30 protein-coding genes and 1 tRNA gene are annotated in these 22505 nt (G+C 68.5%); 9 read left to right on the plus strand and 22 right to left on the minus strand.

All coding sequences use genetic code 11. The annotated features are described in order from the left end of the window. Positions 1 to 158 precede the first annotated feature (158 nt). The 5 genes from xdhC to uraH are packed head-to-tail and all read right to left on the minus strand — an operon-like array spanning position 159 to position 5264. Positions 159 to 905 carry a xanthine dehydrogenase accessory protein XdhC gene (xdhC, locus tag DOL89_RS09195; RefSeq protein WP_225889963.1) on the minus strand — a complete coding sequence of 249 codons (747 nt, stop codon included), beginning with the start codon at positions 903 to 905 and terminating at the stop codon, positions 159 to 161. Next, entirely contained in the window at positions 791 to 1066 is a 276-nt protein-coding gene (locus DOL89_RS25505) for an XdhC family protein (protein ID WP_225889745.1), read from the minus strand. Before DOL89_RS25505 ends, xdhC begins: the two co-directional genes overlap by 115 nt. Next, positions 1063 to 3414, minus strand: a complete 2352-nt coding sequence (gene xdhB, locus DOL89_RS09200; RefSeq protein WP_119678875.1) for a xanthine dehydrogenase molybdopterin binding subunit — start codon at positions 3412 to 3414, stop codon at positions 1063 to 1065. Before xdhB ends, DOL89_RS25505 begins: the two co-directional genes overlap by 4 nt. Beyond that, entirely contained in the window at positions 3407 to 4888 is a 1482-nt protein-coding gene (gene xdhA / locus DOL89_RS09205) for a xanthine dehydrogenase small subunit (protein WP_119678876.1), read from the minus strand. Before xdhA ends, xdhB begins: the two co-directional genes overlap by 8 nt. 13 nt (positions 4889 to 4901) lie before the next feature. Beyond that, positions 4902 to 5264, minus strand: coding sequence for a hydroxyisourate hydrolase (gene uraH / locus DOL89_RS09210; protein WP_119678877.1), 363 nt, complete (start codon positions 5262 to 5264; stop codon positions 4902 to 4904). Positions 5265 to 5423: 159 nt separating this feature from the next. Between uraH and uraD the strand changes: the two genes are divergently transcribed. From uraD to DOL89_RS09225, 3 genes are read left to right on the plus strand one after another with little or no spacing between them, the layout of a single operon-like run. Continuing rightward, positions 5424 to 5954, plus strand: a complete 531-nt coding sequence (gene uraD, locus DOL89_RS09215) for a 2-oxo-4-hydroxy-4-carboxy-5-ureidoimidazoline decarboxylase (protein WP_162937419.1) — start codon at positions 5424 to 5426, stop codon at positions 5952 to 5954. A 55-nt stretch (positions 5955 to 6009) separates the two neighbouring features. Continuing rightward, positions 6010 to 6294, plus strand: a complete 285-nt coding sequence (locus DOL89_RS09220) for a plasmid mobilization protein (RefSeq protein ID WP_119678879.1) — start codon at positions 6010 to 6012, stop codon at positions 6292 to 6294. Further along, positions 6291 to 6503, plus strand: coding sequence for a hypothetical protein (locus DOL89_RS09225; RefSeq protein ID WP_119678880.1), 213 nt, complete (start codon positions 6291 to 6293; stop codon positions 6501 to 6503). Before DOL89_RS09220 ends, DOL89_RS09225 begins: the two co-directional genes overlap by 4 nt. Here the strand turns inward: DOL89_RS09225 and DOL89_RS09230 are convergent. The 14 genes from DOL89_RS09230 to DOL89_RS09290 form a co-directional block, all read right to left on the minus strand. Continuing rightward, positions 6500 to 7420, minus strand: a complete 921-nt coding sequence (locus DOL89_RS09230; protein ID WP_119678881.1) for a LysR family transcriptional regulator — start codon at positions 7418 to 7420, stop codon at positions 6500 to 6502. The genes DOL89_RS09225 and DOL89_RS09230 overlap by 4 nt on opposite strands. 40 nt (positions 7421 to 7460) lie before the next feature. Next, on the minus strand, positions 7461 to 8036 hold the full coding sequence (locus DOL89_RS09235) for a HupE/UreJ family protein (protein ID WP_119678882.1): 576 nt from the start codon (positions 8034 to 8036) through the stop codon (positions 7461 to 7463). A gap of 11 nt (positions 8037 to 8047) precedes the next feature. Then, positions 8048 to 8692 (minus strand): urease accessory protein UreG, encoded by a 645-nt coding sequence (ureG, locus tag DOL89_RS09240; protein WP_119678883.1) that lies wholly within the window; start codon positions 8690 to 8692, stop codon positions 8048 to 8050. Then, positions 8689 to 9441, minus strand: coding sequence for an urease accessory protein UreF (locus tag DOL89_RS09245; RefSeq protein ID WP_225889746.1), 753 nt, complete (start codon positions 9439 to 9441; stop codon positions 8689 to 8691). Before DOL89_RS09245 ends, ureG begins: the two co-directional genes overlap by 4 nt. Then, a complete protein-coding gene (locus tag DOL89_RS09250; RefSeq protein ID WP_119678884.1) occupies positions 9359 to 9901 on the minus strand; it encodes an urease accessory protein UreE in 543 nt (180 codons plus the stop codon). Before DOL89_RS09250 ends, DOL89_RS09245 begins: the two co-directional genes overlap by 83 nt. After that, positions 9901 to 10272 (minus strand): type II toxin-antitoxin system VapC family toxin, encoded by a 372-nt coding sequence (locus tag DOL89_RS09255; RefSeq protein WP_119678885.1) that lies wholly within the window; start codon positions 10270 to 10272, stop codon positions 9901 to 9903. Before DOL89_RS09255 ends, DOL89_RS09250 begins: the two co-directional genes overlap by 1 nt. Then, entirely contained in the window at positions 10269 to 10466 is a 198-nt protein-coding gene (locus DOL89_RS09260; protein ID WP_119678886.1) for a type II toxin-antitoxin system VapB family antitoxin, read from the minus strand. The genes DOL89_RS09255 and DOL89_RS09260 overlap by 4 nt, the downstream gene beginning before the upstream one ends. A gap of 62 nt (positions 10467 to 10528) precedes the next feature. Then, positions 10529 to 12241 carry an urease subunit alpha gene (gene ureC / locus DOL89_RS09265; protein WP_119678887.1) on the minus strand — a complete coding sequence of 571 codons (1713 nt, stop codon included), beginning with the start codon at positions 12239 to 12241 and terminating at the stop codon, positions 10529 to 10531. 3 nt (positions 12242 to 12244) lie between these two features. Next, entirely contained in the window at positions 12245 to 12577 is a 333-nt protein-coding gene (locus tag DOL89_RS09270; RefSeq protein WP_119678888.1) for an urease subunit beta, read from the minus strand. Positions 12578 to 12588: 11 nt separating this feature from the next. Then, positions 12589 to 12891 (minus strand): urease subunit gamma, encoded by a 303-nt coding sequence (locus DOL89_RS09275; RefSeq protein ID WP_119678889.1) that lies wholly within the window; start codon positions 12889 to 12891, stop codon positions 12589 to 12591. Positions 12892 to 12909: 18 nt separating this feature from the next. Further along, positions 12910 to 13752, minus strand: a complete 843-nt coding sequence (locus DOL89_RS09280) for an urease accessory protein UreD (protein ID WP_225889747.1) — start codon at positions 13750 to 13752, stop codon at positions 12910 to 12912. A 59-nt stretch (positions 13753 to 13811) separates the two neighbouring features. Continuing rightward, entirely contained in the window at positions 13812 to 13970 is a 159-nt protein-coding gene (locus DOL89_RS24825) for a hypothetical protein (protein WP_162937420.1), read from the minus strand. Positions 13971 to 14038: 68 nt separating this feature from the next. After that, positions 14039 to 14941: a 5'-methylthioadenosine/S-adenosylhomocysteine nucleosidase gene (locus tag DOL89_RS09285; protein WP_205574552.1), complete on the minus strand. Its 903-nt coding sequence runs from the start codon at positions 14939 to 14941 to the stop codon at positions 14039 to 14041. Positions 14942 to 15103: 162 nt separating this feature from the next. After that, positions 15104 to 15189: transfer RNA gene (locus DOL89_RS09290), tRNA-Leu, on the minus strand. 241 nt (positions 15190 to 15430) lie between these two features. Here DOL89_RS09290 and DOL89_RS09295 point away from each other — a divergent pair. From DOL89_RS09295 to DOL89_RS09310, 4 genes are all read left to right on the plus strand, one after another. Next, the gene (locus DOL89_RS09295) at positions 15431 to 16012 is read left to right on the plus strand and encodes a YqaA family protein (protein ID WP_119678892.1); all 582 of its coding nucleotides are present in this window, start codon (positions 15431 to 15433) and stop codon (positions 16010 to 16012) included. 40 nt (positions 16013 to 16052) lie between these two features. After that, positions 16053 to 16571 carry a disulfide bond formation protein B gene (locus DOL89_RS09300; RefSeq protein ID WP_119678893.1) on the plus strand — a complete coding sequence of 173 codons (519 nt, stop codon included), beginning with the start codon at positions 16053 to 16055 and terminating at the stop codon, positions 16569 to 16571. A 23-nt stretch (positions 16572 to 16594) separates the two neighbouring features. After that, entirely contained in the window at positions 16595 to 17191 is a 597-nt protein-coding gene (locus DOL89_RS09305) for a demethoxyubiquinone hydroxylase family protein (protein ID WP_119678894.1), read from the plus strand. A gap of 80 nt (positions 17192 to 17271) precedes the next feature. After that, the gene (locus DOL89_RS09310) at positions 17272 to 18243 is read left to right on the plus strand and encodes a dienelactone hydrolase family protein (RefSeq protein ID WP_119678895.1); all 972 of its coding nucleotides are present in this window, start codon (positions 17272 to 17274) and stop codon (positions 18241 to 18243) included. Here DOL89_RS09310 and DOL89_RS09315 read toward each other — a convergent pair. After that, positions 18197 to 18847 carry an inner membrane-spanning protein YciB gene (locus DOL89_RS09315; protein ID WP_119678896.1) on the minus strand — a complete coding sequence of 217 codons (651 nt, stop codon included), beginning with the start codon at positions 18845 to 18847 and terminating at the stop codon, positions 18197 to 18199. The genes DOL89_RS09310 and DOL89_RS09315 overlap by 47 nt on opposite strands. A gap of 161 nt (positions 18848 to 19008) precedes the next feature. Between DOL89_RS09315 and DOL89_RS09320 the strand changes: the two genes are divergently transcribed. Both DOL89_RS09320 and DOL89_RS25510 read left to right on the plus strand, forming a co-directional pair. After that, positions 19009 to 19620 carry a YceI family protein gene (locus DOL89_RS09320; RefSeq protein ID WP_119678897.1) on the plus strand — a complete coding sequence of 204 codons (612 nt, stop codon included), beginning with the start codon at positions 19009 to 19011 and terminating at the stop codon, positions 19618 to 19620. 120 nt (positions 19621 to 19740) lie between these two features. Next, complete coding sequence (locus DOL89_RS25510; protein WP_119678898.1) at positions 19741 to 20943, plus strand: cytochrome b/b6 domain-containing protein; 1203 nt, start codon at positions 19741 to 19743, stop codon at positions 20941 to 20943. 15 nt (positions 20944 to 20958) lie between these two features. On the opposite strand, the gene DOL89_RS09330 is transcribed toward DOL89_RS25510, so the two are convergent. Together DOL89_RS09330 and DOL89_RS09335 are read right to left on the minus strand one after the other, a co-directional pair. Then, a complete protein-coding gene (locus tag DOL89_RS09330; protein WP_119680344.1) occupies positions 20959 to 21522 on the minus strand; it encodes an HNH endonuclease in 564 nt (187 codons plus the stop codon). Between the two features lie 212 nt (positions 21523 to 21734). Continuing rightward, entirely contained in the window at positions 21735 to 22415 is a 681-nt protein-coding gene (locus DOL89_RS09335; protein WP_205574553.1) for an alpha/beta hydrolase, read from the minus strand. Positions 22416 to 22505: the final 90 nt, after the last annotated feature.

Raw genomic sequence — 22505 nt, forward strand, 5'->3', positions numbered from 1 at the left:
GGCAGGCCCGTCGGTAGGGTCGAGGTTTCAATAAGCGCCTACTTCCTTGTCATCCCAGCGAAAGCAGGAATGACAAGGGAGAGGAAAGCGCAACACTGTATTTTCGGAGCTTGCGCAATCCGGCAGGGCTGCGGAAGCCGGCTCCGGCGGCAGCAGTTTCAAGGAAGCCGCGAAAGCCGAGGTGCCGGCGCGTCATCACAGCGCTGCCCCGGCGCGCAGGCGATGCAGTCCCGGACGGGTGCGGCCTCCGCCGGCTGGTACTGGGCCAGTGCGGTCAGCACCTCCGCCACCGCAAGCGCCGCGATCACCGCCGGCCGCTTGTCGCGCACGGCATCGCCGCCGATGGGGCAGACCAACCGCCCCGCCGCCTCCGCCCCGCCGCCCTTGTCGCGGAAGCGGCGCAGGAATTTGGCCCGCTTGGTGGCGGAGCCGATCAGCCCGACATAGGCGAGGTCGCCGTGGGAGAGCCCGGCCGCGGCCAGGTCGAAATCCAGATCGTGGCTGTGGGTCAGCACCAGCATGGCCGCCCCCGCCGGCATCTCCGCCACCACGCCCAGCGGGTCGGGCACGCAGTGCTGCACGATCCCCGGCGGCAGGCGGTCCGGAAACTCCGCCGCCCGCTCATCCACCCAGACTGTCCGCACCGGCAGCGGCGACAGGGCATGGGCCAGCGCCTTGCCCACATGCCCGGCCCCGAACAGATAGACCTGCGGCTCACCGGCCCGCACGGCCTGTTCCAGGCTTTCCAGCCGCTCACAGGCGGCGGCATCCGCCATGTCGAAGGCCAGTGTCACCACACCGCCGCAGCATTGCCGCAGCGCCGGGCCCAGCGGAAACTCCACCCGTCCCGGCGCCACCGTCCCCGCCAGCATTTGCCGCGCCCGCGCAACCGCCTCCCACTCCAGCCGCCCGCCGCCGATGGTGCCGGCCAGGTGCCTTGCCCCACCAGCATCGCCGCCCCCGCCTCGCGCGGGGTGGAGCCGCGGGCGGCGGCGACGGTGACCAGCACCGCCGGCTCGCCACGCCCGATCCACTGGCGCAGTATGGCGGACAGGGCCCCGGTCATCCCGGCTCCCCTGCCGGGGCCAGGGCCTTCAGCCGCTCCACCGCCATCAGCACCCGCTCCGGCGTGGCCGGGGCGTCCAGGCGCGGCGGGTGGCGGTGGTCGGCGACACTGGCCACGGCATCCGACAGGGCATGCAGCACGGAGATCGCCAGCATCACCGGCGGCTCCCCCACCGCCTTGGAGCGGTGGATGGTCTCCTCCCGGTTCGGCTGATCCTCCAGCAGCTTCACATTGAAGATGCGCGGCCGGTCGGAGCAGGCGGGGATCTTGTAGGTGCTGGGGGAATGGGTGCGCAGCCGGCCCGCGGCGTCCCACCACAGCTCCTCCATCGTCAGCCATCCCATGCCCTGCACGAACCCGCCTTCAAGCTGGCCCACATCGATGGCCGGGTTCAGGCTGGTGCCGACATCGTGCAGGATGTCCACCCGGTCCACCCGGTACTCGCCGGTCAGCGTGTCGATGGTCACCTCGGACACCGACGCCCCATAGGCGAAGTAGTAGAAGGGCCGCCCGCGCCCGCTCTTCCGGTCCCAGTGGATCTTGGGCGTCTTGTAGAAGCCGGTAGCGGAAAGCTGGATACGGGCCTGATAGGCCATCTCCACCAGCTCGGCGAAGCCAAGGTCGGCCTTTTCCCCGACCAAGACCCGGCTGGACTGGAAGCGCACCTCCGCCTCCTCCACCCCGAACCGTTCCGCCGCGAAGGCGACCAGCCGCCCCTTCACCGTGCGTGCCGCATCCCGCGCCGCCATGCCGTTGAGGTCGGAGCCGGAGCTGGCGGCGGTGGCGGAGGTGTTGGGCACCTTGCCGGTGTTGGTGGCCTGGTGCCGGATACGGCCGATATCGATCTGCAGCTCGCTGGCGACCACCTGGGCCACCTTGACGAACAGCCCCTGCCCCATCTCCGTCCCGCCATGGTTCAACTGGACGGAGCCGTCGCGATAGACATGCAGCAGGGCGCCCGCCTGATTATAGGCGGTGTTGGTGAAGCTGATGCCGAACTTCACCGGCGTCAGGGCGATGCCCTTCTTCAGCACCGGGCTGGCTTGGTTGAAGCGTCGGATGTCCTGCCGCCGGGCGCGGTAGCCGGAGTCCCGTTCCAACTGGTCCAGCAGCCTGTGCAGAACCGGCCAGTCCTCCACCTCCTGATGGTAGGGTGTGGTGGTGCCCGCCATGCCGTACAGGTTGGCGCGGCGCACATCCAGCGGGTCCATGCCCAGCGCGTAGGCCACTTCCTCGATGACCCGCTCTGCCGCCACCATGCCCTGCGGCCCGCCGAAGCCGCGGAAGGCGGTGTTGGACTGGGTGTTGGTCTTCAGCGGCAGCGCCGTCGCCGTGACCGCCCCATAGTGATAGGCATTGTCGCAATGGAACAGGGCACGGTCGCTGATCGGGCCAGACAGGTCGGCGGCATAGCCGGCGCGGGCGGCGAACCTGAAATCCGCGCCCAGGATGCGGCCCGCATCGTCGAAGCCCACCGTGTAATCCACCTCGAAATCATGGCGCTTGCCGGTGACCACCATGTCGTCGTCGCGGTCGGGGCGCAGCTTGGCCGGACGGCCGGTCACGCGCGCCGCCAGGGCCGCGGCGGCGGCGAACAGATTGGCCTGGGTCTCCTTGCCGCCGAACCCACCCCCCATGCGCCGCACCTCCACCGTCACCGCGGCGGTGGACAGGCCAAGGATGTGGGCCACGACATGCTGCACCTCGCTTGGATGCTGGGTGGAGACGTGGAGCAGCATCTCCCCATCCTCTCCCGGCACCGCCATGGCGGCCTGGCTTTCCAGATAGAAATGCTCCTGCCCGCCCATGGCGAGGCTGCCCGCCAAGCGATGGGGGGCCGCCGCGATGGCCGCGGCCGCATCGCCGCGCGTCAGGGTCATGGGCGGAAACACCACCTTGGAGCCGGCCTGTTTCGCAGCCTGGATGTCCAGGATGGCCGGCAGTTCCTCATACCGCACCCGGGCCAGCCGGGCGGCATGCCGGGCGGCACCGCGCGTCTCCGCCGCCACGGCGAAAAGCGGCTGGCCAACATGCTCCACCAGCTCCCCGGCAAACAGCGGCTCATCCATCCGGCCCATGCAGGAAATGTCGTTGACGCCCGGCACATCCCCGGCCGTCAGCACCGCGACCACGCCGGGATGCGCCCGCACCGCAGTCAGATCCAGCTCCAGCACCCGCGCATGCGCCTTTTCCGACAGGCCGAGGCAGAGATGCAGCAGGCCCGCCGGCTCCCGGATATCGTCGACATAGGTCGCCTCGCCGGTCACATGGCGGATGGCGCTGTCATGCAAGCGGGGCTCATGCACCGTGCCGGTGATGGGGGCGGAGATCGAGGGTTCGTCACGCATGGGCTACCTCCCCGGACAAGGCGCCGCCGCCGACCAGCCGTGTGGCGACGCCCTCCGTTCCCGTCTCCAACCAGCAGCGGTACAGCAGGTTCGCGGCCACCCTGGCGCGGTAACCGGCGGTGGCGCGCATATCGGTCAGCGGCGCGAAATCCCGCGCCACGGCATCCATGGCCGCCCGCACCGCGGCCTCGCCCCAGGGCTGGCCGATCAATGCCGCTTCCGCCAGCACCGCCCGCTTCGGCACGCCGGCCATGCCGCCATAGGCCAGCCGCGCCGCCATCACGACGCCATCCTCCACCATGATGCCGAACGCGGCGCAGACGGCGGAGATGTCCTGGTCGAAGCGCTTGGACACCTTGTAGGCGCGGTAGATCAGGCCGGGTGCCGGCTTCGGCAGCAGCACCGCCTCCACGAACTCGCCGGGCTGCCGGTCCTGCCGGCGGTAGTCCAGGAAGAAATCCTCCAGCGGCAAAGTCCGCCGCTCCGCCCCCTTGCGCAGCACCAGCGTCGCTCCGGCGGCGATCAGGGCCGGCGGCGTGTCCCCGATGGGAGAGCCGTTGGCGATGTTGCCGCCGATCGTACCCATGTTGCGCACCTGCTGCCCGCCGATGCGCCGCACCAGCTCCCCCATATCCGGGTACAGCGCGCCCAGTGCGGCTTGCGCCTCCGTATAGGTCACCGCCGCGCCGATGCGCAGATGGCTGCCCGCATCCTCGATCCGGCGCAACGCCTCCACCCGGCCGATATGGATCACGGTGCCCAGCGTGCGGAGCTGCTTGGTCACCCACAGCCCCACATCGGTGCCGCCGGACAGGATGCAGGCCTCCGGATGCCTCGCCACCAAGCCGGCGAACTCGTCCAGATCGGCGGGGGAGAGGAAGCGCTGCCCGCCCCCGGCCAGCTCCACCGTCTCCCCGTCCCGCATCGCCTCCAGCACCGCGACGGTCTGCGCCTCGGCAGAAGCGATGTGGTCGGCCGCGGCCGGTGCGATCTCGAACATGCGCGCCGCCGCGGCGGCGATGGGGCGGTAGCCGGTGCAGCGGCAGAGATTTCCGGCCAGGGCGTCATCGGCCCGCCGGGCCGCCGCCTCCCCCTCCCGATGCAGGGTGAAGAGCGACATGACGATGCCCGGCGTGCAGAAGCCGCACTGGCTGCCATGGCATTCCACCATGGCCTCCTGGCAGGCATGCAGGCCGCCATCCCGGGCCTTCAGATCCTCCACGGTCAGCACCTGGCAGCCATCCAGGGTGGGCAGGAAGCGGATGCAGGCATTCACCGCATCGTACCGCATGCGCCCCTCCACCGGTCGGCCCACCGCCACGGTGCAGGCGCCACAGTCCCCCTCGGCACACCCCTCCTTGGTGCCGGTACGGCGGCGCTCCTCGCGCAGCCAGTCCAGCAGGGTGGTGGTCGGGTTCACGGCGCCGATGGTGACCGGCTCATCGCCCAGCAGGAAACGGACCTCGTTGCGCATCGCCCGCTTCCCTTCAACTGCCGCGGTAGGTGGAATAGCCGTAGGGGGAGACCAGCAGCGGCACATGGTAATGCTGCCGCCCCTCCGCCGCCGTGAAACGGATCGGCACCTCCTCCAGGAAGGCCGGGCCGGGCACGCCCAAGCCGGCGAAATAGGGCCCGACCTGGAACACCAGCTCATAGGCTCCCGGCGCGAACTCGGCCCCGGCCAGCAGGGGCGCGTCGCAGCGCCCGTCGGCATTGGTCACGGTTTCCGCAGCCGGCGTCCGCGCGCCATCGCCGGCGATCCGGTACAGCGCGATGCGCATGCCGGCCGCCGGACGCCCATGGGTCAGGTCCAGCACATGGGTGGTGAGCCGCCGATCCGATGCCGTCATCCGTTCCTTCCCAGCCCCCGCGCGAAACATCCCGATAGTATCAGCCAGCCATGCCGCAATGCACATGTCTTCGCGCATGGAAAGACTTTCAAAGATTGCGCCATAAACGCGGCTGCCGGACCCGCGCAGAATGGTAGGGTGCCTAAATATGGAGGTTCCATGCCCGCACCCGACATCCCCCCGCCCTCCCGCCTGGGCGATCAGGAGTTCATCGCCCGCTTCGGCGGCGTGTTCGAGCATTCGCCCTGGGTGGCGGAGGGGGTCCTGGCCGGAGGTCACGGCCGCGCCGCCTGGGACACGGCGGAAGGGCTGCACGCGGCCATGGCGCAGGTGGTGCGCGCCGCCCCCCATGACCGGAAGCTCGCCCTGCTCCGCGCCCATCCCGACCTGGCCGGGCGGCTCGCCCTGGCCGGAGAGCTCACCTTGGCCTCCTCGGCGGAGCAGGCGAGCGCGGGGCTGGACAAATGCACGGCGGAGGAGTTCGCCCGCTTCACGGAGCTGAACGACGCCTATACCGCCAAGTTCGGCTTCCCCTTCATCATGGCGGTCAAGGGCCGCAGCCGGGCGGAAATCCTCTCATCCTTCGAACAGCGCATCCACAACAGCCCGGAGGAGGAGTTCGCCACCGCCCTGGCCCAGGTGGAGCGCATCGCCCTGCTGCGCCTGCGGGACCTGCTGCCCACCGCTTGACGCCAGACCTTATAATACCCTTATCATGTGGAGCGTCCAGCGGTAGGAGATGCACATGCAGATCGGAACGAGCGAGGCGGCGACGGAGCGGGTTACGGCCTTGATGACGCCCGCCGAGAAGGCCCGCCTGGAAGCGAAGGCCCGCACCGCAGGCGTATCGGTTGGGGAGTTCGTCCGTCGCTCCGTGGACAGCTACGACCCGGAGAATGCGGCGGAGCTGGCTCAGCTCGCAGCAATGGCGGCCGAGTTGGAGCGCAGCAACAAGGCGGCATCCGACGCGCTGGATCGCGCCCTGGCGAGCGTCGCAGCGACCCGTGCCCAGTTGGAGCGTCGCGGGTGAGCGCGATCAAGGACATACTTGCCGGGCTGAAGACGGCAATCGAGCTGAACGGTAAGGTCGTAGCCGTTGCGGAAGCCGTAGACCGGCTGGCCGCGGACATGCGCGACGTGGACCGTCGCCTGGTGAGGGTCGAGACCATCATCGAGATCACGAGACCGGATGGCGGCGTACTGCGCCTTGCGAAGAAGGGCCCGGAGGAGCAGGCCTAATCCCGCGCCCATTCCCGCTCCCAGGGCGGGACCGGGCCGAACAGTTCGACCAGGAAGTCGATCAGCACCCGCACCCGGACAGGCAGATGCCGGCTGTTGGGATAAAGGGCGGTAACGGCGTGGCCGGGCGGCGGGAAACCCGGCAGCACCGCCTCCAGCCTGCCGTCCCGTAGATCCTCCCAGACCTCCCACAGGGATTTCAGCGCCAGCCCGTGCCCGGCAATGCACCAGTCCCGCAGCACTTCCCCATTGCTGGAATCCATGTTGCCCGATACCGGCAGGGTCACGGGGCCGTGCGGCGTCTCCAGCGTCCAGCGGTATTGCTGCGAGCCGGGGAAGCGCAGAAGCAGGCAGTTGTGATGCAGCAGATCCTCCGGCAGCTCCGGCCGGCCATGCCGGGCGAGATAGGCCGGGGCCGCCACGATGACGCGCCGGTTGGCGGCCAGCGTGCGGGCGATGGCGGTGGAATCCTCGAGCGCCGCGATGCGGATCGCCAGATCCACCTGTTCCTCGATCAGGTCCACCAGCCGGTCGGTCAGGTCCAGGCGAACCTGGATATCGGGAAACCGCTCCAGGAAGGCCGGGATGTGCGGGGCCACGTAGCGCCGTCCGAACCCGCAGGGCGCCGTCACCTTGATCGGGCCGGAGGGGCGGGCCGTGCGCTCCGCCAGTTCGCTGCGCGCCTGCTCCAACTGGGCCAGGATGACGCGGCAATGCTCATAGAAGCTGGACCCCTCGCCCGTGCAGTCGACACGGCGGGTGGTGCGGTTCAGCAGCCGAACGCCGAGCTGCGATTCCAGCCGCGCGATGCGGTTGCTGACCAGCGCCGGCGACATGCGGAGGGAGCGCCCGGCCGCCGACAGGCTGCCAAGCTCCACCACCCGCGCGAAGATCGTCATGTCATCGGTATCGGGCACGGCTGATCCGCTGCTGCTCCGTCATGAATCCCACGATGGCTCAGGAAACCGCAAGTGCCAAGCCGCCCAGCGCCGTCAGCCCGCCGATCAGGCGCGACGCCATGTGGAAGCGCCGGGGCGCCGCCGCGGCCAGCGCCAGGCCGATGGCATGCAGCGCCGTGGTGGCGAGAAGGAAGCCGGCGGCGTAGAAGCCCGCCCCCGCCCCGGCCGGAAGCTCCTGCCCGTGCGCGGCCCCATGGAACAGGGCGAACAGCCCGGCCACGCCCACCGCCGCCGAAACCGGCAGCCGGCCCGCCCAGGCCACGGCGAGGCCGAGGACCAGGACGGAGGCCAGGATCATCCCCTCCACCTGCGGCAGCGTCAGGCCCGACATGGCGAGGCCGGCTCCCAGCGCCATGACGCCCAGGAACGCCGCCGGCACCTGCCACAACGCCCGCCCGCCGAGCTGTGCGGCCCAGAGGCCGACCGCCGCCATGGCCAGCATGTGATCCAGCCCCAGCAGCGGATGGGCAAGGCCGGCGACGAAGCCGCCGATATTTCCATGGCCGCTATGGGCCGCGGCCGGCGCCGCGATCAGGGCTAGACCGAGGGAGAGGAGAAACGGGGTCGGGCGCAAGGCGGTGCCTCCTAGATGGTTTCGGGCAACGGACGTTCGGGCAGGCCGCCGGTCCGGACGATGAAGCGGGCGATGTCGTGCACGCCCCTGTTTTCCTTGAGGTTGGTGAAGAGGAAGGGCCGCTCGCCGCGCATCCTGCGGGCATCCCGGTCCATCACCTCCAGCGACGCGCCCACCAGCGGGGCGAGATCGATCTTGTTGATCACCAGCAGGTCGGAGCGGGTGATGCCCGGCCCGCCCTTGCGCGGGATCTTGTCCCCGGCGGAGACATCGATGACGTAGATCGTGATGTCCGCCAGCTCCGGGCTGAAGGTCGCGGCCAGATTGTCGCCGCCGCTCTCGATGAAGATCAGTTCCAGGCCGGGGAAGCGGGCGTTCATCTGGTCCACCGCGGCCAGATTAATGCTGGCATCCTCCCGGATGGCGGTATGGGGGCATCCGCCCGTCTCCACCCCCATGATCCGTTCCGGGACGAGCGCGCCGGAGCGGGTGAGGAACTCCGCATCCTCCTTGGTGTAGATGTCGTTGGTGATGGCGGCCACATCGTAGGGCCCACGCATCAGCTTGCAGAGCCGGTCGGTCAGCGCCGTCTTGCCGGAGCCGACCGGGCCGCCGATCCCGACCCGCAGGGGGCCGTTGCCTGAAGTCACGGTCATGAGCGGAACAGCCTCGTATACTGGGTTTCGTGCGCAAGGGAGCAGAGTTCCAGGCCCGGCGCCGCCGTGCCCAGCTCGTCGATATCCGCGGCCAGGGCCGCCCTGCCGACCGCGGCGACCGCCTGCCCCAGCCGGGCCGTGGCGATCTGCCCGTCGGTCTGCCCCAGCGGCACCAGCCGCACGGCGGCGGAGACCAGATTGGACGCGATGCCGTGCAGATAGGCGTGCAGCGCCGGTTCCAGGGCGATCCCGTGGGCGGCGCAGGCAACCGCCATCGCCGTGCAATGCGCGACCGGCAGCCCGGCCCTCCGCCTGGCGAACTCGTCCAGCAGGGGATGCGGCCAGGCCCGGCGGGTCACGGTCAGGAAGGCCTGCCCCTGCTGCCGGCTTTCCAGCGCCGTTTCGGAGGAGGCGCGGAAGGCCGCGGCAAGGTCGGCCAGCCCGTCCAGTTCCGCGGGATCGCCGGCAACCCGGTGCGTGGCGGCGAACAGCACGGCATCCACCCATCCCCCGCCGCGTTCCAGCACGGCGGCGATATAGGCGACGGCGCCGTCCACATCCCGCACCTGCCCCGCCTCCACCGCCCATTCCAGCCCGTGGCTGTAGCTGAACGCCCCCACCGGATATGCCGGCGAGGTCCAGGCCAGCAGGCGGTACAGGGCGGCGTCAGTGGTCATGGCGGTGCCCATGGCCGTGGTCGTGGCCGTGGCCGTGGCCGTGGTCGTGATGGTGCTCGTGACTATGCGCATGCCCATGCCCGCCGGCATAGGCGCCGGATTCCGGGTCGAAGGGTGCGCGCACGGGATGCACGATGGCCCCCAGCCCGTGCAGCATCAGCACGATCACATGATCGTCCCGGATCAGGATGCGGGCGCCATCGAACTGCGCCGGCAAATGCCGGTTGCCCAGGTGCCAGGCCAGCCGCACCAGCGTGGCCGCATCCTTCGCCGTCACCTCCACCAAGGGCTCCGCCGCCGCCTTGACCAGCACGGTGCGCCCGTCCTCCAGCCTCAGCCCGTCGCCATCGAGCAGCGCCGTGGCGCGCGGCAGGTCCAGCAGGAATTCCAGCCCCGCCGCCCCGCGCAGCCGGAAGCGCCGTCGGTGCCGGGCGTCGTAGTCCAACGTGATGCGGTCGGCGGCTTCGGCAGGGTTCCAGGACCCGGCGGGCAGAACCTCGGTGGCGCGGGGAAGGTTCGGGGCCATGCTCATCAATGCAGCACTCCCGAGGCCACATCCAGCTCGACCGCCGCCTGATGCAGGCGCCTGTCGCGGGTCCAGATGCCGGCCGCGGGCGTCAAACGAACAGCGGCAAGAAGATGCGCATCCACATATCCGATGCCCCGTCCGAACAGGCGATGCCGGTCGATCAGCGCCATGACTTCCGCATCCTCCGCGACCGCGAGTTGGGGCAATTCCTTTAGCTGCTCCACCACGACATCGCGGTTGGCGATGCTTCCCAATGCGACCTCACCCAGGATGAAGGGGTGCCCTGCGACCCGGCGTTCTACAAGGAGGGACATCAGCACCTCATCCCGTGCGCGGAGATGGTCGATCCAGACGGAGCTGTCGACCAGGATCATGTGGATTCCGGCCGCCGGCGAGGAGCGGCGGTCGCGGCGGGATCGCTGCCGCCCAATAGGGCCAGCCGGCGGGACGCCTCCAGTTCGACCAGGGTCTTCAGCGCTTTGTTCAGCAGAGCGGATGTCTCCTGTATTTCGGTATAGCGCCGGGCCTTGGCCACCAGCTCATCATCCAGGGTCACAGTGGTGCGCATCGCCTGTCTCCCGCCCAAGTCCACATCAGAAACATCATACATTGATGCACATATCCGTGCCATCAGAACAGAAAGTACCGCTGCGCCATGGGCAGCACCTTGGCCGGCTCGCAGGTTAGAAGCTCCCCATCCGCCCGCACCTCATAGGTTTCCGGGTCCACATCGATCCGCGGCATGGCGTCGTTCAGCACCATGCTGCGCTTCCCGATGCCGCCGCGCGTGTTCTCCACCGCCGCCAGCGGCCGGCCCAGCCCCAGCCTCGCCCCGACGCCCTCCCCGATGGAGGCCTGGGAGACGAAGAGCAGGCTGCTTTCCGTGTTCGCCCGGCCGAAGGCCCCGAACATGGGGCGGTAGTGGACCGGCTGGGGCGTCGGGATGCTGGCGTTGGGATCGCCCATGGGAGCGGCGGCGATGCTGCCGCCCTTGATCACCATGTCGGGCTTCACTCCGAAGAAGGCCGGCGACCAGAGCACGAGATCGGCCAGCTTCCCCACCTCCACGCTGCCGACATGGGCGGAGATGCCGTGGGCGATGGCGGGGTTGATCGTGTATTTGGCGATGTAGCGCCGGGCGCGGAAATTGTCGGCCTCCCCATCGTCCGGCCCCAGCGCCCCACGCTGCACCTTCATCTTGTGCGCCGTCTGCCAGCAGCGGATGATCGTCTCCCCCACCCGGCCCATGGCCTGGCTGTCCGACGACATCATGGAGAAGGCGCCGAGGTCGTGCAGGATGTCCTCGGCCGCGATGGTTTCCTTGCGGATGCGGCTCTCGGCGAAGGCGACATCCTCCGCGATGCGCGGGTCCAGGTGGTGGCAGACCATGAGCATGTCGAGATGCTCATCCAGCGTGTTCACCGTGAAGGGCCGGGTCGGGTTGGTGCTGCTGGGCAGCACGTTGGGCAGGCCGCAGACCTTGATGATGTCGGGTGCGTGCCCGCCTCCCGCCCCTTCGGTGTGGAAGGCGTGAATGGTGCGGCCCTTGAAGGCGGCGACGGTGCTTTCGACGAAGCCGCTTTCGTTCAGCGTGTCGGTGTGCAGCGTGACCTGCACATCCAGATCGTCCGCCACCGACATGCAGCAATCGATGGCCCCCGGCGTGGTGCCCCAATCCTCATGCAGCTTCAGCCCGCAGGCCCCGGCCAGCACCATCTCCTCCAGCGCCGCCGGCCGGCTGGCATTGCCCTTGCCGAAGAAGCCCAGATTTATCGGGAAGGCTTCCGCCGCCTGCAGCATCCGGCCGATATGCCAGGCCCCGGGCGTGCAGGTGGTGGCCAGCGTGCCGTGCGCCGGGCCGGTGCCGCCGCCCAGCATGGTGGTGACGCCGGAATGGAGCGCCTCCTCGATCTGCTGGGGGCAGATGAAATGGATATGGGCGTCGATGCCACCGGCGGTCAGGATGCGCCCCTCGCCCGCGATGATCTCCGTGCCCGGCCCGATGGGGATGTCCACGCCCGGCTGGGTGTCGGGGTTGCCGGCCTTGCCAATGGCGGCGATCCGGCCGTCGCGGATGGCGATGTCGGCCTTCACGATCCCCCAATGGTCCAGGATCACGGCATTGGTGATGACGGTGTCGGGCGTGCCCTCGGCGCGGGAGAGCTGGCTCTGCCCCATGCCGTCGCGGATCACCTTGCCGCCGCCGAACTTCACCTCCTCGCCATAGACGGTGCGGTCCTCCTCCACCCGAATGAACAGCTCCGTATCGGCCAGGCGGATGCGGTCGCCCACGGTGGGGCCGTACATGCCGGCATAGGCGCGGCGGGTGATGCGGGTCGCCATGGCTCAGCCCCCCTGACCCGTTGCGGGCGCATCCAGATCGCCCATGATCTCCTGCCGGAAGCCGATGGCGCGACGCAGGCCGGCATAGGGGATCAGCCGCACCTCCCGGCTCTGCCCCGGCTCGAAGCGGATGGCGGTGCCCGCGGGAATGTCCAGCCGCATGCCCCGCGCCGCCGCCCGGTCGAAATCCAGCGCCGGATTGACCTCGAAGAAATGATAGTGGCTGCCGACCTGCACCGGACGGTCGCCGGTGTTGGAGACGGGCAGCGCGATGGCCTGTCGATCCGCGTTCAGCGTGATCTCGCCTTCGGCAGTGATGATTTCCCCCGGGATCATGGCGGCCCCTCCTAGCGGATCGGCTGGTGGACGGTGACCAGCTTGGTCCCATCGGGGAAGGTGGCCTCCACCTGGATATCGTGGATCATCTCCGCCACCCCCTCCATCACCTGATCGCGGGTCAGCACCTGCGCCCCGGCCTGCATCAGCTCCGCCACGTTGCGCCCGTCCCGCGCCCCTTCCACCACCGTGTCGGTGATCAGGGCGATGGCTTCGGGATGGTTCAGCTTCACGCCGCGCTCCAGCCGGCGGCGCGCCACCATGGCCGCCATGGCGACCAGCAGCTTGTCCTTTTCACGCGGGGTCAGGTTCATCTGGGCTGGGTCCTACCTCTAGCAATGCCAGACACGGGGAAGCCGGGCCGGCAGCCCGGCCGCGGCGGCGCGAAGGGATGCGGCGACGGCGATAACGGCGCCCCGCATGGCGGGATCGGTCCCGGCCAGCACGCGCACCACCAGCAACCCGTCGAAGCTGGTCGCCCCGCCCTGCACGCCGGCGCCGGCCAGCACCTCCCGCACCCGCTCCAGATGCTGGCCGGCATCGTCGCCGAGATAGAGCAGGGTGGCGCAGGCCGTGGCCTCCCCGAAGCCGAAGGGCGCGTTCAGCAGGCCGCCGACATCTCCGTGCAGATGCATGGCATCCGCCCAGACCAGCCGCCCGTTGCGGCGGATGCGCCAGGAATCGTGCAGCAGCCCCGTCCGGAACCGCTCCCCATGCGCGGTGCGGCCCAGCACGATGCTCTCCACCGCCAGCAGCCGCCCGCCCTCGGCCACATCGGCGGCGAACAGGCGGCGCAGGCGCGCCCCGTCGAACAGGATGGTTTCCTGCGCCAACCATTCGGCCCAGGCCCCCGCCCCGACCTGCACGCCCACCTCGACCTGGGCATGGCCCTCGCCGGGCCGCGCCCGGTAGAGCCGCTCCGCCGCCTGGGTGGTCACGGTGGCGGCCGCACCCGGCCCCACCTCCACCTCGATGCGCAGACGGTCGCCGCCGGTCAGGCCGCCGCTGGTGGTCAGCAGCACGGCCTGGGGCGGCTCATCCGGTTCCACATGGGGGAACAGCACCCGGGCAGGCGCGCGCTGGAACAGATCGGCCAGCACCGTCCCGCCGCGGCCGGCCTTGAAGGCGACTCTGGCGGCGCCATCCACCCTTTGCAGCCGGACAGGCGGCGCCACCGCTCCCTGCCCGGAAGCAGGCGGTTGCACATCTTCTAAGCAGCTTGCCGGAAATCTCATCACTTCTGCGCCGCTGCCCCCTGCGGCGGAAGGTCGAACAGGGGCGCTCCGCATTCCAGCAGCGTGAGGGCGGTTCCTGGCGCGCCGGCCCCGGAGGCCTGCCTTTGCGGGAATGCCAGCCAGCGCACCACCCTCGGGAACCGTGCCGTCCAACGCATGCCGCCGCCTCCCCTTCGATGTCCACCCTCCAGGGTTCAGCAGATTCCGTGCCAAGCGGAGCCGGCGGTCACATCGCCCGCAGGAAGGCCCGGACCACGGCGGCCGAATTGTCGGCGGCAAGCTGCATGAAGGTGAAGATCCGGTTGTCCCCCTCGTCGCCCCCGGCGAGGTCGGAGAGGGAGCGGAAGGCGATGAAGGGCACCCCGTTGGCATGGGCGACCATCGCCACCGCGCCCGACTCCATGTCCAGCGCATCGGCGTCGAAGGTCTTGAAGGCGTAGGTGCGGAACGCCGCATTGTCCATGAAGACCGGCCCGGTCAGCCCGTTGCCGCCGATCACGACCCTCGGCTCCTCCTCAAGGCAGGAGTCCGGCTTGGCGCACCGGTCCAGCGGCACATCCACCAGCGCCTTGCGCGCCAGGGTCAGCAGCTTTTCATCCACCTCGAACCAGAACCGCATCTCACCCTCGGGATGGGCGCTGCTGCGCACCGGAACCTCCTGCGGGTGGATCATCCCGTAATTGGGGAAGCTGGCCGGGCGCCAGGGCGGCGGGGCATAGGTGCCGTCCGGCCGCTCGCGGGCGAAGGTGCCTTCCAGATAGTTGCCCCAGCGGGCCGGCACGGTGACGTCGCCCACATTCAACTCCGGGTCGATGCCGCCTGCGATCCCGCTGAAGACGATGGCCTGGACCGGAAACCGGTCCAGCAGAAGCTGGGTGGTCATGGCCGCGTTCACGATGCTGATCCCGCTCAGGACCAGCACCACCGGCTTGCCCTCCAGCATGCCCGTGGTGAAGCGCACGCCATTGACGGTCCGGTGCTCCTGCGCCTCGGTCGCGGCCAGGAGCTTCTTCATCTCCGGCTCGAAGGCGGAGAGCACGGCGACCCGCGGCGGCTGCTCCGTCCCGGAAACGCTCTCCGCCGCCTGTCCGGCCGAGGCCAAACTGCACAGAATGAAAAGCCCCGCCATGACGCGCTTCATCGCCCACCCCCTCTGTTGCACCGCAACACGATAGGAAGACGCCGATCGCAGCGCAACTGGCAGCAGAAGGAGGGGCGAGCAGAAATGAAGACGGTGACTGCAAAGCCGCCGCAGGGCACCGGTCAGGAATCCAGCCCTGGAAAGTCAAGGTGGTGCCCCAGGCCGGACTCGAACCAGCACGACCTTTCGGCCAACAGATTTTGAGTCTGCCGCGTCTACCATTTCGCCACTGGGGCACCGGGCGCTTGGACGCGGGCGGGATCATAGCGGGCGGTCCGGCGGCGTCAAACTGAATCGTCATGGCGCGGCTTCTGCCCGGAATGGGTAGGCCCGCGGCTGCCCCGTTCGATGTTCCCGCGGCCCAATGGGCGCGATTGCCTGTCCCGGACACGGCTGGTACAGGTGGGGGCCCCCTGATCGACCGGGGGCGGCCGTGCCACGGCCCCGCCCCCGACCGCGCCTGCGAGGTTTCTTCCCGTGATCCGCCCGCTTTATGACTGGACCATGCGTCTGGCCGCGCATCCGCGCGCAATGTGGAGCCTCGCCGGCGTCTCCTTCGCCGAGAGCTCCTTCTTCCCGATCCCGCCGGACGTCATGCTTATTCCGATGATCCTGGCCAACCGGAAGAAGGCCTTCCTGATCGCCGCCGTCTGCACGCTGGCCTCGGTCATCGGCGGGCTTTTCGGCTATCTGATCGGCTACGCCCTGTACGAGGCGGTCGCCGAGCCGATTCTGCAGGCCTACGGCTATGTCGACCAGTTCGCCGCGTTCGAGGCGAAGTACAACGAGTGGGGCGCGCTGATCGTTGCCGGCGGGGCGCTTACACCTTTCCCCTACAAGATCACCACCGTGTTCAGCGGCATGGTGGGCATGACCATTCCGGGCTTCATCGTCGCCTCTATCATCGGGCGGGCCACGCGCTTTTTTCTGGTCGCCGCCCTGCTCTACTGGTTCGGGGAACCGATCCGGGTCTTCATCGAAAAGAACCTGGGCATGCTCTCCGTCCTCTTCTTCCTGCTGCTGGTGGGCGGTTTCGTCGCTGTGAAGTTCCTGCTGTAGCCGCTTCCCCGGCCGCGTGCGCGGGGCTATATCGGTGGGCATGAGCAGCACCGCCCGTCTTCTGGCCGCTCCGCGCCTTGCACCCGCCCTGTTGATCGGGGCCTGTTTGGCCGCGCTCGGCACCGCCCTCTTCGCCCAATATGTGGGCGGGCTGCCGCCATGTGAGCTCTGCATCTGGCAGCGTTGGGCCTATGCGGCCGCCATCGCCCTGCTGCTGCCCGGCCTGTTCCTGGGCGGACGGCCCGCCGCCAGAGCCGTCGTGCTGACGCTTGGCGGGTTGGCCTTCCTGGCCGGCGCCGGCATCTCCCTCTTCCATGCCGGGGTCGAGCAGGGCTGGTGGCAAGGGTTGTCGGGATGCAGCGCCAGCTTCAACCCGTCCGGTTCGCTGGAGGATCTACGCGCCCAGATTTTCGCCGCCCCCATCGCCAAATGCGACGAAATCCCCTGGTCGCTGTTCGGCCTGTCCATCGCCGGCTGGAATGCGTTGGCCTCTCTGGCGCTGGCCGGCCTTGCCTTCGCCGCTGCCTGGGCGACCGCCCGCCGCCGCCGCCATTGCTGAGCGCACTGTTCGAGGATCGAGAGATGAGCGACACCGCCCTTCCCCGCCAGGACCGCTTCGCAGCCCCCACCAACATGCCCCGCCCCCGCCGCCTGCCTGGCGACCCGGACAAGCGCGGCATGCTGGAGCGGATCATCCGCGTCGACCATGCCGGCGAGTACGGGGCGGCCCGCATCTATGCCGGCCAGCTCTCCGTCCTGGCCCGCACCAAGTCCGGCCCCACCATCCGCCATATGGCGGAGCAGGAGCAGGAGCATCTGGACACCTTCAGCAAACTGATCACCAAGCGCCAGATGCGCCCCACCGTGCTTCAGCCTTTCTGGCACGTTGCCGGCTACGCCCTGGGCGCCGGCACCGCCCTGATGGGTGAACGGGCGGCCATGGCCTGCACCGTGGCGGTCGAGGAAGTCATCGACGAGCACTATGCCGACCAGTACGGGCTGCTGGGCGAGGACGAGGCCGATCTGAAGGATACGATCGAGCGCTTCCGCCTGGAAGAGCTGGAGCACCGCGACATCGGCCTGGCGAACGAGGCGGAGCTGACCGCCGGCTACGGCCTGCTGACTGCGGTGATCAAGGCCGGCTCCCGCGCCGCCATCTGGATATCGGAGCGGTTCTGAGCCGCTTCGCGGACCTTTAACAAAAATTGGAACTGGTCACGTCGGCCGCCGTTCGACTTCTGCAATGCTGGAGAAGCCGGATGCACGACGTCATTTTCGCCACCCATAATCCCGTCATCCTGCGGGACATGCTGAACCCTGAAATCCGCGACAATCCCGTCGCAGGCAAAGGCAAGCTGTTCCTGCCGCCCGGTGCGGCCCCCGGCAGCCGCCTGCCGGCCATGGTGGTGCTGGAAGGACTCGGCGGGTTGAAGGATGAGCGGGAGATCGCCTATGGCCGCGACCTCTCGGCGGACGGCTATGCCGTGCTGGTGGTGGACACCTTCGGCACCCGCGACGCCGACCTGCTGGACGACACCACCCGCGCCCTGACAGTGACGGAGGCCATGATGCTGGCCGATGCCTTCGGCGGCCTTCGGTTCTTACGCCAGCATCCGGCGGTGGACCCGGACCGGATCGGCGTCATGGGCTTTTCCTATGGCGGGATGATCACGGTGCTTGCGGCCTATGACCAGATGCGGCGGCTGATGGCGCCCGACCTGCCGGGCTTTGCCGCCCATGCCAGCTATTACGGCTGCTCCATCCCCCGGCTGGACGATCCCACGGCGACCGGCGCGCCGGTGCTGATCCAGATCGGGGCCAAGGACCGGAATGTCAGCGTCGAGCGCACGGAGCGGATCGCCGGCGACCTGCGGCGAGGCGGCGCCGAGGTGGAGCTTGTGGTCCACGACGCCTGGCACCAGTGGGACGGCATGGACGTCGAGAAGCGATTCGTCCGCTGGAGCCTGGAGGGGCTGCACCTGCGTGTGGACAAGGATTGCAATGTGATGCGGGAGAGCCTGCCGCCCGTGCCCATGGTCGGCGCCTGGAGTCGCCGCACCCTGATCGCGATGGGCGTCCGCCCCACCGGCTATCACATCATGCGGGATGAGCAGGTGGAGGAGGAGAGCTATGCCATCCTGCTTCGCTTCCTGGAGAAGTCGATGCAGGCCATGCCTGCTTCCGTCAGGCCGCCTGCGGCCGGTGCTGTTGCGCGAAGCGCCACTGGCTGAGCATGAACAGGATGTTGGCGGGAAGGACGGCAAAGGTCTTGTAGGCCGCCCAGGCATCCACCCCCAATGTCCGCCACACGATCTCGTTGATCACCGCCAGGGCGGTGAGGAACAGGGCCACCCGCAGGCTCAGCATCCTCCATCCCTTGTCGGTCAGCTGGAAGGTACGGCCCAGCGCCATCTTGAGGCCCGGCCTGCCCACAGCGACGCTGCCGAACAGGAACAGGGCGAAGGACCCGTTCATGAGGGTGGGCCGGACCAGAATCCAGTACGGATCGCTGTCCGCCAGGGTCATGGCGCCCAGCGCCAGGATGAAGATCAGGCTGATGAGCGGAACGACCGGAAGCCGTCCTTCCCGCCACCAGGCGAACCCGGCCGCCACCGCCGTCGCCGCCATGAACACGGCGGTCGCGGCATAGATTCCGACAGCGGAATTGGCCAGGAAGAACAGGATCAGCGGTCCGAACTCGGTTCCGACCTTCTCCCATATCCGGGCCTTCAGCGTAGGCTGCTGACCCGGGTCATGACCCTGGGGCACACGGCCCGCCGGGGCCTGAAGGTTAGAAGCCGGCATCCGGCCGGGCGCGAGGGAGGCGTTTTCCATGCATGAAATTAACCCGCAAGGTCGAACCCGGTTCCCGAGCAGGGCCGGGATTGTCGCCACAGCAGCAACAAACCATTCTAGGGATAGCGGCTTGTCCCTCGTCCGCAGTAAGGTTACCTGCTTCCCACATCGTCCGGTTTCCCCGCGCCGAGGAGATATCCATGCGCAGCCACATTCTGTCCGCTCTACTGGTCGCCACGTCCCTGGTGGCCGCCCCCGCCTTTGCCCAGCAGCCAAGCAGCAATCCTGCCGATGTGAAGGCCGGCACCTACGTGGTTGAGCCGACCCATGCCAAGGTCGTATTCGCCATCAGCCATCTCGGCTTCTCCACCTACTACGGCGCGTTCCCGAAGCTGGACGGCACGCTGGTGCTGGACCCGGCGGACCCGGCCAAGAGCAAGGTGGACATCGTCATCGACGTGACCGCTGTGGACACCAGCGATCCCAAGCTGGACGCCCACCTGAAGGCCGCTGACTTCTTCGATGCGGAGAAGTTCCCGACCGCGACCTTCAAGAGCACGAAGGTGGAACGCACCGGTGAGAACACCGCCCGCATCACCGGCGACCTGACCCTGAAGGATGTGACCAAGCCGGTCGTCCTGGACGCCACCTTCAACCAGGCCGGCGTCAACCCGCTGAGCAAAGTCTATTCCATCGGCTTCGATGCCGAGACCACCATCAACCGGTCCGAATGGGGCATCACCACCTATGTTCCGGCCGTCGGGGACGAGGTGAAGCTGCGGATCGGGACCGAGTTCCAGCTCAAGCAGTAACCGCCCGATCGGCGGGGCCGGATCGCGGCCCCGCCCCGGCCGACTTCCAGGCACCGACTGTTACAGGCAAGGGGAAGGCCCGCGGCTTGCCCGGCCCATCCTGGTCCAGCGAGAACCGCCATGCCCGCAACGCCGCCCGCACAGGTGCGCTACAGTGCCGTCGCCATGGCGCTGCACTGGCTGATCGCGCTGGCCGTCCTGCTGCTTCTGGGCAGCGGGATGACCATGACCCGCATGGCGCCGGGCCTGCTGTCCTTCGATCTCTACCAGTGGCACAAGGCGCTCGGCATCACAGTGCTGGCGCTGACGCTGCTCAGGATCATCTGGCGGCTTACCCACCGTCCGCCGCCCCTGCCCGACAGCATGCCCCGGCTTGAGCGGCTTGCCGCCCATCTGGGACATGCGGGGCTCTATGCATTGCTGCTGGTCTTGCCTCTGACCGGCTGGGCCATGGTCTCCGCCTCGCCCCTGAATATTCCGACCACCTGGTTCAACCTGTTCCTGATCCCCCATCTGCCGACGCCCGAAACGCTGGAGGCCCGGAAGGCGCTGGAGAGCGGGCTGGAGGAGCTGCACGGGATCGGCGGCTGGCTGATGCTGGCCCTTGTCGGCGTCCATGTGGCCGCGGCCCTGCGCCATGCCCTGATCCTGCGCGACGGCATCTTTTCCCGCATGGTGCCTGCACGGGCTCCCACGCTCCGGCAGCTCGCTTGGGCCATATTGCCCGTACTGGCGATTGCAGCCGCTTTCGCCTTCCGCGGCCCGGCGCTGGAGCAGGCGGATCGGACGGCCGCATTGACGGATGCCGCCCCCGCCAGCGCTGCCGACAGTTGGATCATCGACCCTGCCCGGTCCCGGCTCGGCTTCCGCGGCACGCAGATGGGAGCGCCTTTCGAAGGGGAGTTCCGCCGGTTCACGGCGGAGATCGTCTTCGACCCGGATCGGCCCGACTCCGGCCATGTCCTGGCGGTGGTGGATACCGGCAGCGCCCACACCGGCGACAGCCAGAAGGACACGGCGCTCCCCCAGGCGGACTGGTTCGATGTTGGCGCCTTCCCCGAAGCCCGTTTCGAGGCGGGGAGTTTTCGGCGGACGGGTCCGGACAGCTATGAGGCCATCGGCAGCCTGACGATCCGCGGTATGCAGCGCCCCGTCGCCCTGCCCTTCACCCTTGCGGACGAAGGCGACGCCACGCGGGCGACAGGCCGGGTGCAGTTGATCCGCACCGAGTTCGGTGTCGGCCAGGGACAGTTCGCGACAGGCGATTGGGTGGCGCTGGAGGCGGACGTGACCGTGGACCTCGTGGCGCGCAGGGCGCGATGATCCGGCGCCGTGGCGCTAGGTCTGGTCCAGTTCGGAGTCCCAGTAGAGGAAGTCGCGCCAGCTTTCGTGCAGGAAATTCGGCGGGAAGGATCGGCCGTTTTCTTGAAGCTGGTAGGCGGTGGGCTGAAAAGCCGGCTGGATCGGGTGCATCCCGCATTGGTGGGGATAGCGATTGCCCTTCAGCAGATTGCAGGCGGAACAACTCGTTACAACATTTTCCCAGGTCGTCCGCCCGCCTTTGGACCGGGGAATCACATGGTCGAAGGTCAATTCCTGGGTGGGAAAACTTCGACCGCAGTACTGGCAACAGAACCTGTCACGAAGAAAGACATTGAACCTTGTGAAGGCCGGCCTTCGTGTCGCCGGAATGTACTCTTTCAAACTGATGACGCTGGGAAGTTGGATTTCGGAGGTCGGTGATCTCACCACTCTGTCATAGTGTGAGATGATGTTGACCCGGTCGAGCACGACCGCCTTCACCGCCTCCTGCCAACTCCAGAGTGACAGGGGGAAGTAGCTGAGCGGACGGAAGTCCGCGTTCAGCACCAAAGCCGGGCAACTGTTCAGCGGTGGAGCCAAGACCCACCCCCATGCCGTTTCCGTTTGGCGCCCGGCCGGTACCCAGCAGCGCCTGTAAACCCAGCCGGAACCCAGGATGTTCATATAGGACACTCGCCCCTTTGGCAACCTCGTGCTTCTGTCAAGGCCCATTTGTCATGGTGCCGTAACGGAAATTTGGGCTAGAAGCTGTAGCGGCAGGCTTTCGGACATACCCTATCTTGAGGCGGTCCCTATCTTGAGGCGGTGCTGTTTGACCTCAGCGAATCGCGCAGGAACATTCCGCCCAGGCGGATGCCTTCCTCATCCAGCCCGTGCCCGAGTCGGGACCGGATATGGCTGGCGACGGTTAGGCCCGCGGCGGACAGCGCCTGGGCCGCCATGCTGGTGGCCTGCCAGGGTACGACCTCGTCCGCGTCGCCATGAATCAGCATCACCGGCGGGCGGCAGCGCACGTCCCCGGCCAGCAACTCCGCCCCCACCAGCGCGCCGGAATAGCCCAGCACCGCAGCCGGCGCCTGCGGCAGCCGCAGGGCTGCATGCAACGCCGTCATCGTCCCCTGGGAAAAGCCCACCAGCGCCAGCCGCGACCAGGGCAGTCCCCGCTTTTTCAGCTCCCGGTCCAGGAACCCGGTCAGGATCGGCGCTGCCGCCTGCACGCCCGCCAGAAGGCTGGTCATGGTCCAGTCCTGCAGGCTGAACCACTGCCTTCCATAAGGGGCCATGTCGCAGGGGAATGGAGCGTCGGGCGCGATGAAGGCGGCGTTCGGCAGCATCGCCCCCCACGGTCCCGCAAGGTCGATCAGGTCTCTTCCGTCCGCCCCGACCCCGTGCAGAAGCACGATCAGGCTTTCTGCCCGTCCGCCGGCTGCGGGCGGAACTTCCGGCCCTGTCAGATGTGGAAAGTCCTTCATCCCCATCTCTTCTCTCTGTCAGGACGGAAGCGACCGGATGGCATCTCCCTCCGCCCGCATCGTCCGCATTGTTATCGGGACCCGGCCCGG

Source organism: Indioceanicola profundi (assembly GCF_003568845.1).
Taxonomy (GTDB): Bacteria; Pseudomonadota; Alphaproteobacteria; order Azospirillales; family Azospirillaceae; genus Indioceanicola; species Indioceanicola profundi.

What these genes read in the sequence shown, in the direction of transcription:
- DOL89_RS09255 (WP_119678885.1), bottom strand. Translation starts at nt 10,272, where the DNA reads ATGATCCTGGTCGACAGCTCCGTCTGGATCGACCATCTCCGCGCACGG.
- ureC (WP_119678887.1), bottom strand. Translation starts at nt 12,241, where the DNA reads ATGGCGACCCGCATCACCCGCCGCGCCTATGCCGGCATGTACGGCCCC.
- DOL89_RS24825 (WP_162937420.1), bottom strand. Translation starts at nt 13,970, where the DNA reads ATGCGTTGGACGGCACGGTTCCCGAGGGTGGTGCGCTGGCTGGCATTC.
- DOL89_RS09260 (WP_119678886.1), bottom strand. Translation starts at nt 10,466, where the DNA reads ATGCGCACCACTGTGACCCTGGATGATGAGCTGGTGGCCAAGGCCCGG.
- uraD (WP_162937419.1), top strand. Translation starts at nt 5,424, where the DNA reads ATGCCCGCACCCGACATCCCCCCGCCCTCCCGCCTGGGCGATCAGGAG.
- DOL89_RS09305 (WP_119678894.1), top strand. Translation starts at nt 16,595, where the DNA reads ATGAGCGACACCGCCCTTCCCCGCCAGGACCGCTTCGCAGCCCCCACC.
- ureG (WP_119678883.1), bottom strand. Translation starts at nt 8,692, where the DNA reads ATGACCGTGACTTCAGGCAACGGCCCCCTGCGGGTCGGGATCGGCGGC.
- DOL89_RS09250 (WP_119678884.1), bottom strand. Translation starts at nt 9,901, where the DNA reads ATGAGCATGGCCCCGAACCTTCCCCGCGCCACCGAGGTTCTGCCCGCC.
- DOL89_RS09335 (WP_205574553.1), bottom strand. Translation starts at nt 22,415, where the DNA reads ATGAAGGACTTTCCACATCTGACAGGGCCGGAAGTTCCGCCCGCAGCC.
- xdhB (WP_119678875.1), bottom strand. Translation starts at nt 3,414, where the DNA reads ATGCGTGACGAACCCTCGATCTCCGCCCCCATCACCGGCACGGTGCAT.
- DOL89_RS25510 (WP_119678898.1), top strand. Translation starts at nt 19,741, where the DNA reads ATGCCCGCAACGCCGCCCGCACAGGTGCGCTACAGTGCCGTCGCCATG.
- DOL89_RS09300 (WP_119678893.1), top strand. Translation starts at nt 16,053, where the DNA reads ATGAGCAGCACCGCCCGTCTTCTGGCCGCTCCGCGCCTTGCACCCGCC.
- xdhA (WP_119678876.1), bottom strand. Translation starts at nt 4,888, where the DNA reads ATGCGCAACGAGGTCCGTTTCCTGCTGGGCGATGAGCCGGTCACCATC.
- DOL89_RS09310 (WP_119678895.1), top strand. Translation starts at nt 17,272, where the DNA reads ATGCACGACGTCATTTTCGCCACCCATAATCCCGTCATCCTGCGGGAC.
- DOL89_RS09220 (WP_119678879.1), top strand. Translation starts at nt 6,010, where the DNA reads ATGCAGATCGGAACGAGCGAGGCGGCGACGGAGCGGGTTACGGCCTTG.
- DOL89_RS09275 (WP_119678889.1), bottom strand. Translation starts at nt 12,891, where the DNA reads ATGAACCTGACCCCGCGTGAAAAGGACAAGCTGCTGGTCGCCATGGCG.
- uraH (WP_119678877.1), bottom strand. Translation starts at nt 5,264, where the DNA reads ATGACGGCATCGGATCGGCGGCTCACCACCCATGTGCTGGACCTGACC.
- DOL89_RS09315 (WP_119678896.1), bottom strand. Translation starts at nt 18,847, where the DNA reads ATGGAAAACGCCTCCCTCGCGCCCGGCCGGATGCCGGCTTCTAACCTT.
- DOL89_RS09320 (WP_119678897.1), top strand. Translation starts at nt 19,009, where the DNA reads ATGCGCAGCCACATTCTGTCCGCTCTACTGGTCGCCACGTCCCTGGTG.
- DOL89_RS09245 (WP_225889746.1), bottom strand. Translation starts at nt 9,441, where the DNA reads ATGCGCATAGTCACGAGCACCATCACGACCACGGCCACGGCCACGGCC.
- DOL89_RS09270 (WP_119678888.1), bottom strand. Translation starts at nt 12,577, where the DNA reads ATGATCCCGGGGGAAATCATCACTGCCGAAGGCGAGATCACGCTGAAC.
- DOL89_RS25505 (WP_225889745.1), bottom strand. Translation starts at nt 1,066, where the DNA reads ATGACCGGGGCCCTGTCCGCCATACTGCGCCAGTGGATCGGGCGTGGC.
- DOL89_RS09285 (WP_205574552.1), bottom strand. Translation starts at nt 14,941, where the DNA reads ATGGCGGGGCTTTTCATTCTGTGCAGTTTGGCCTCGGCCGGACAGGCG.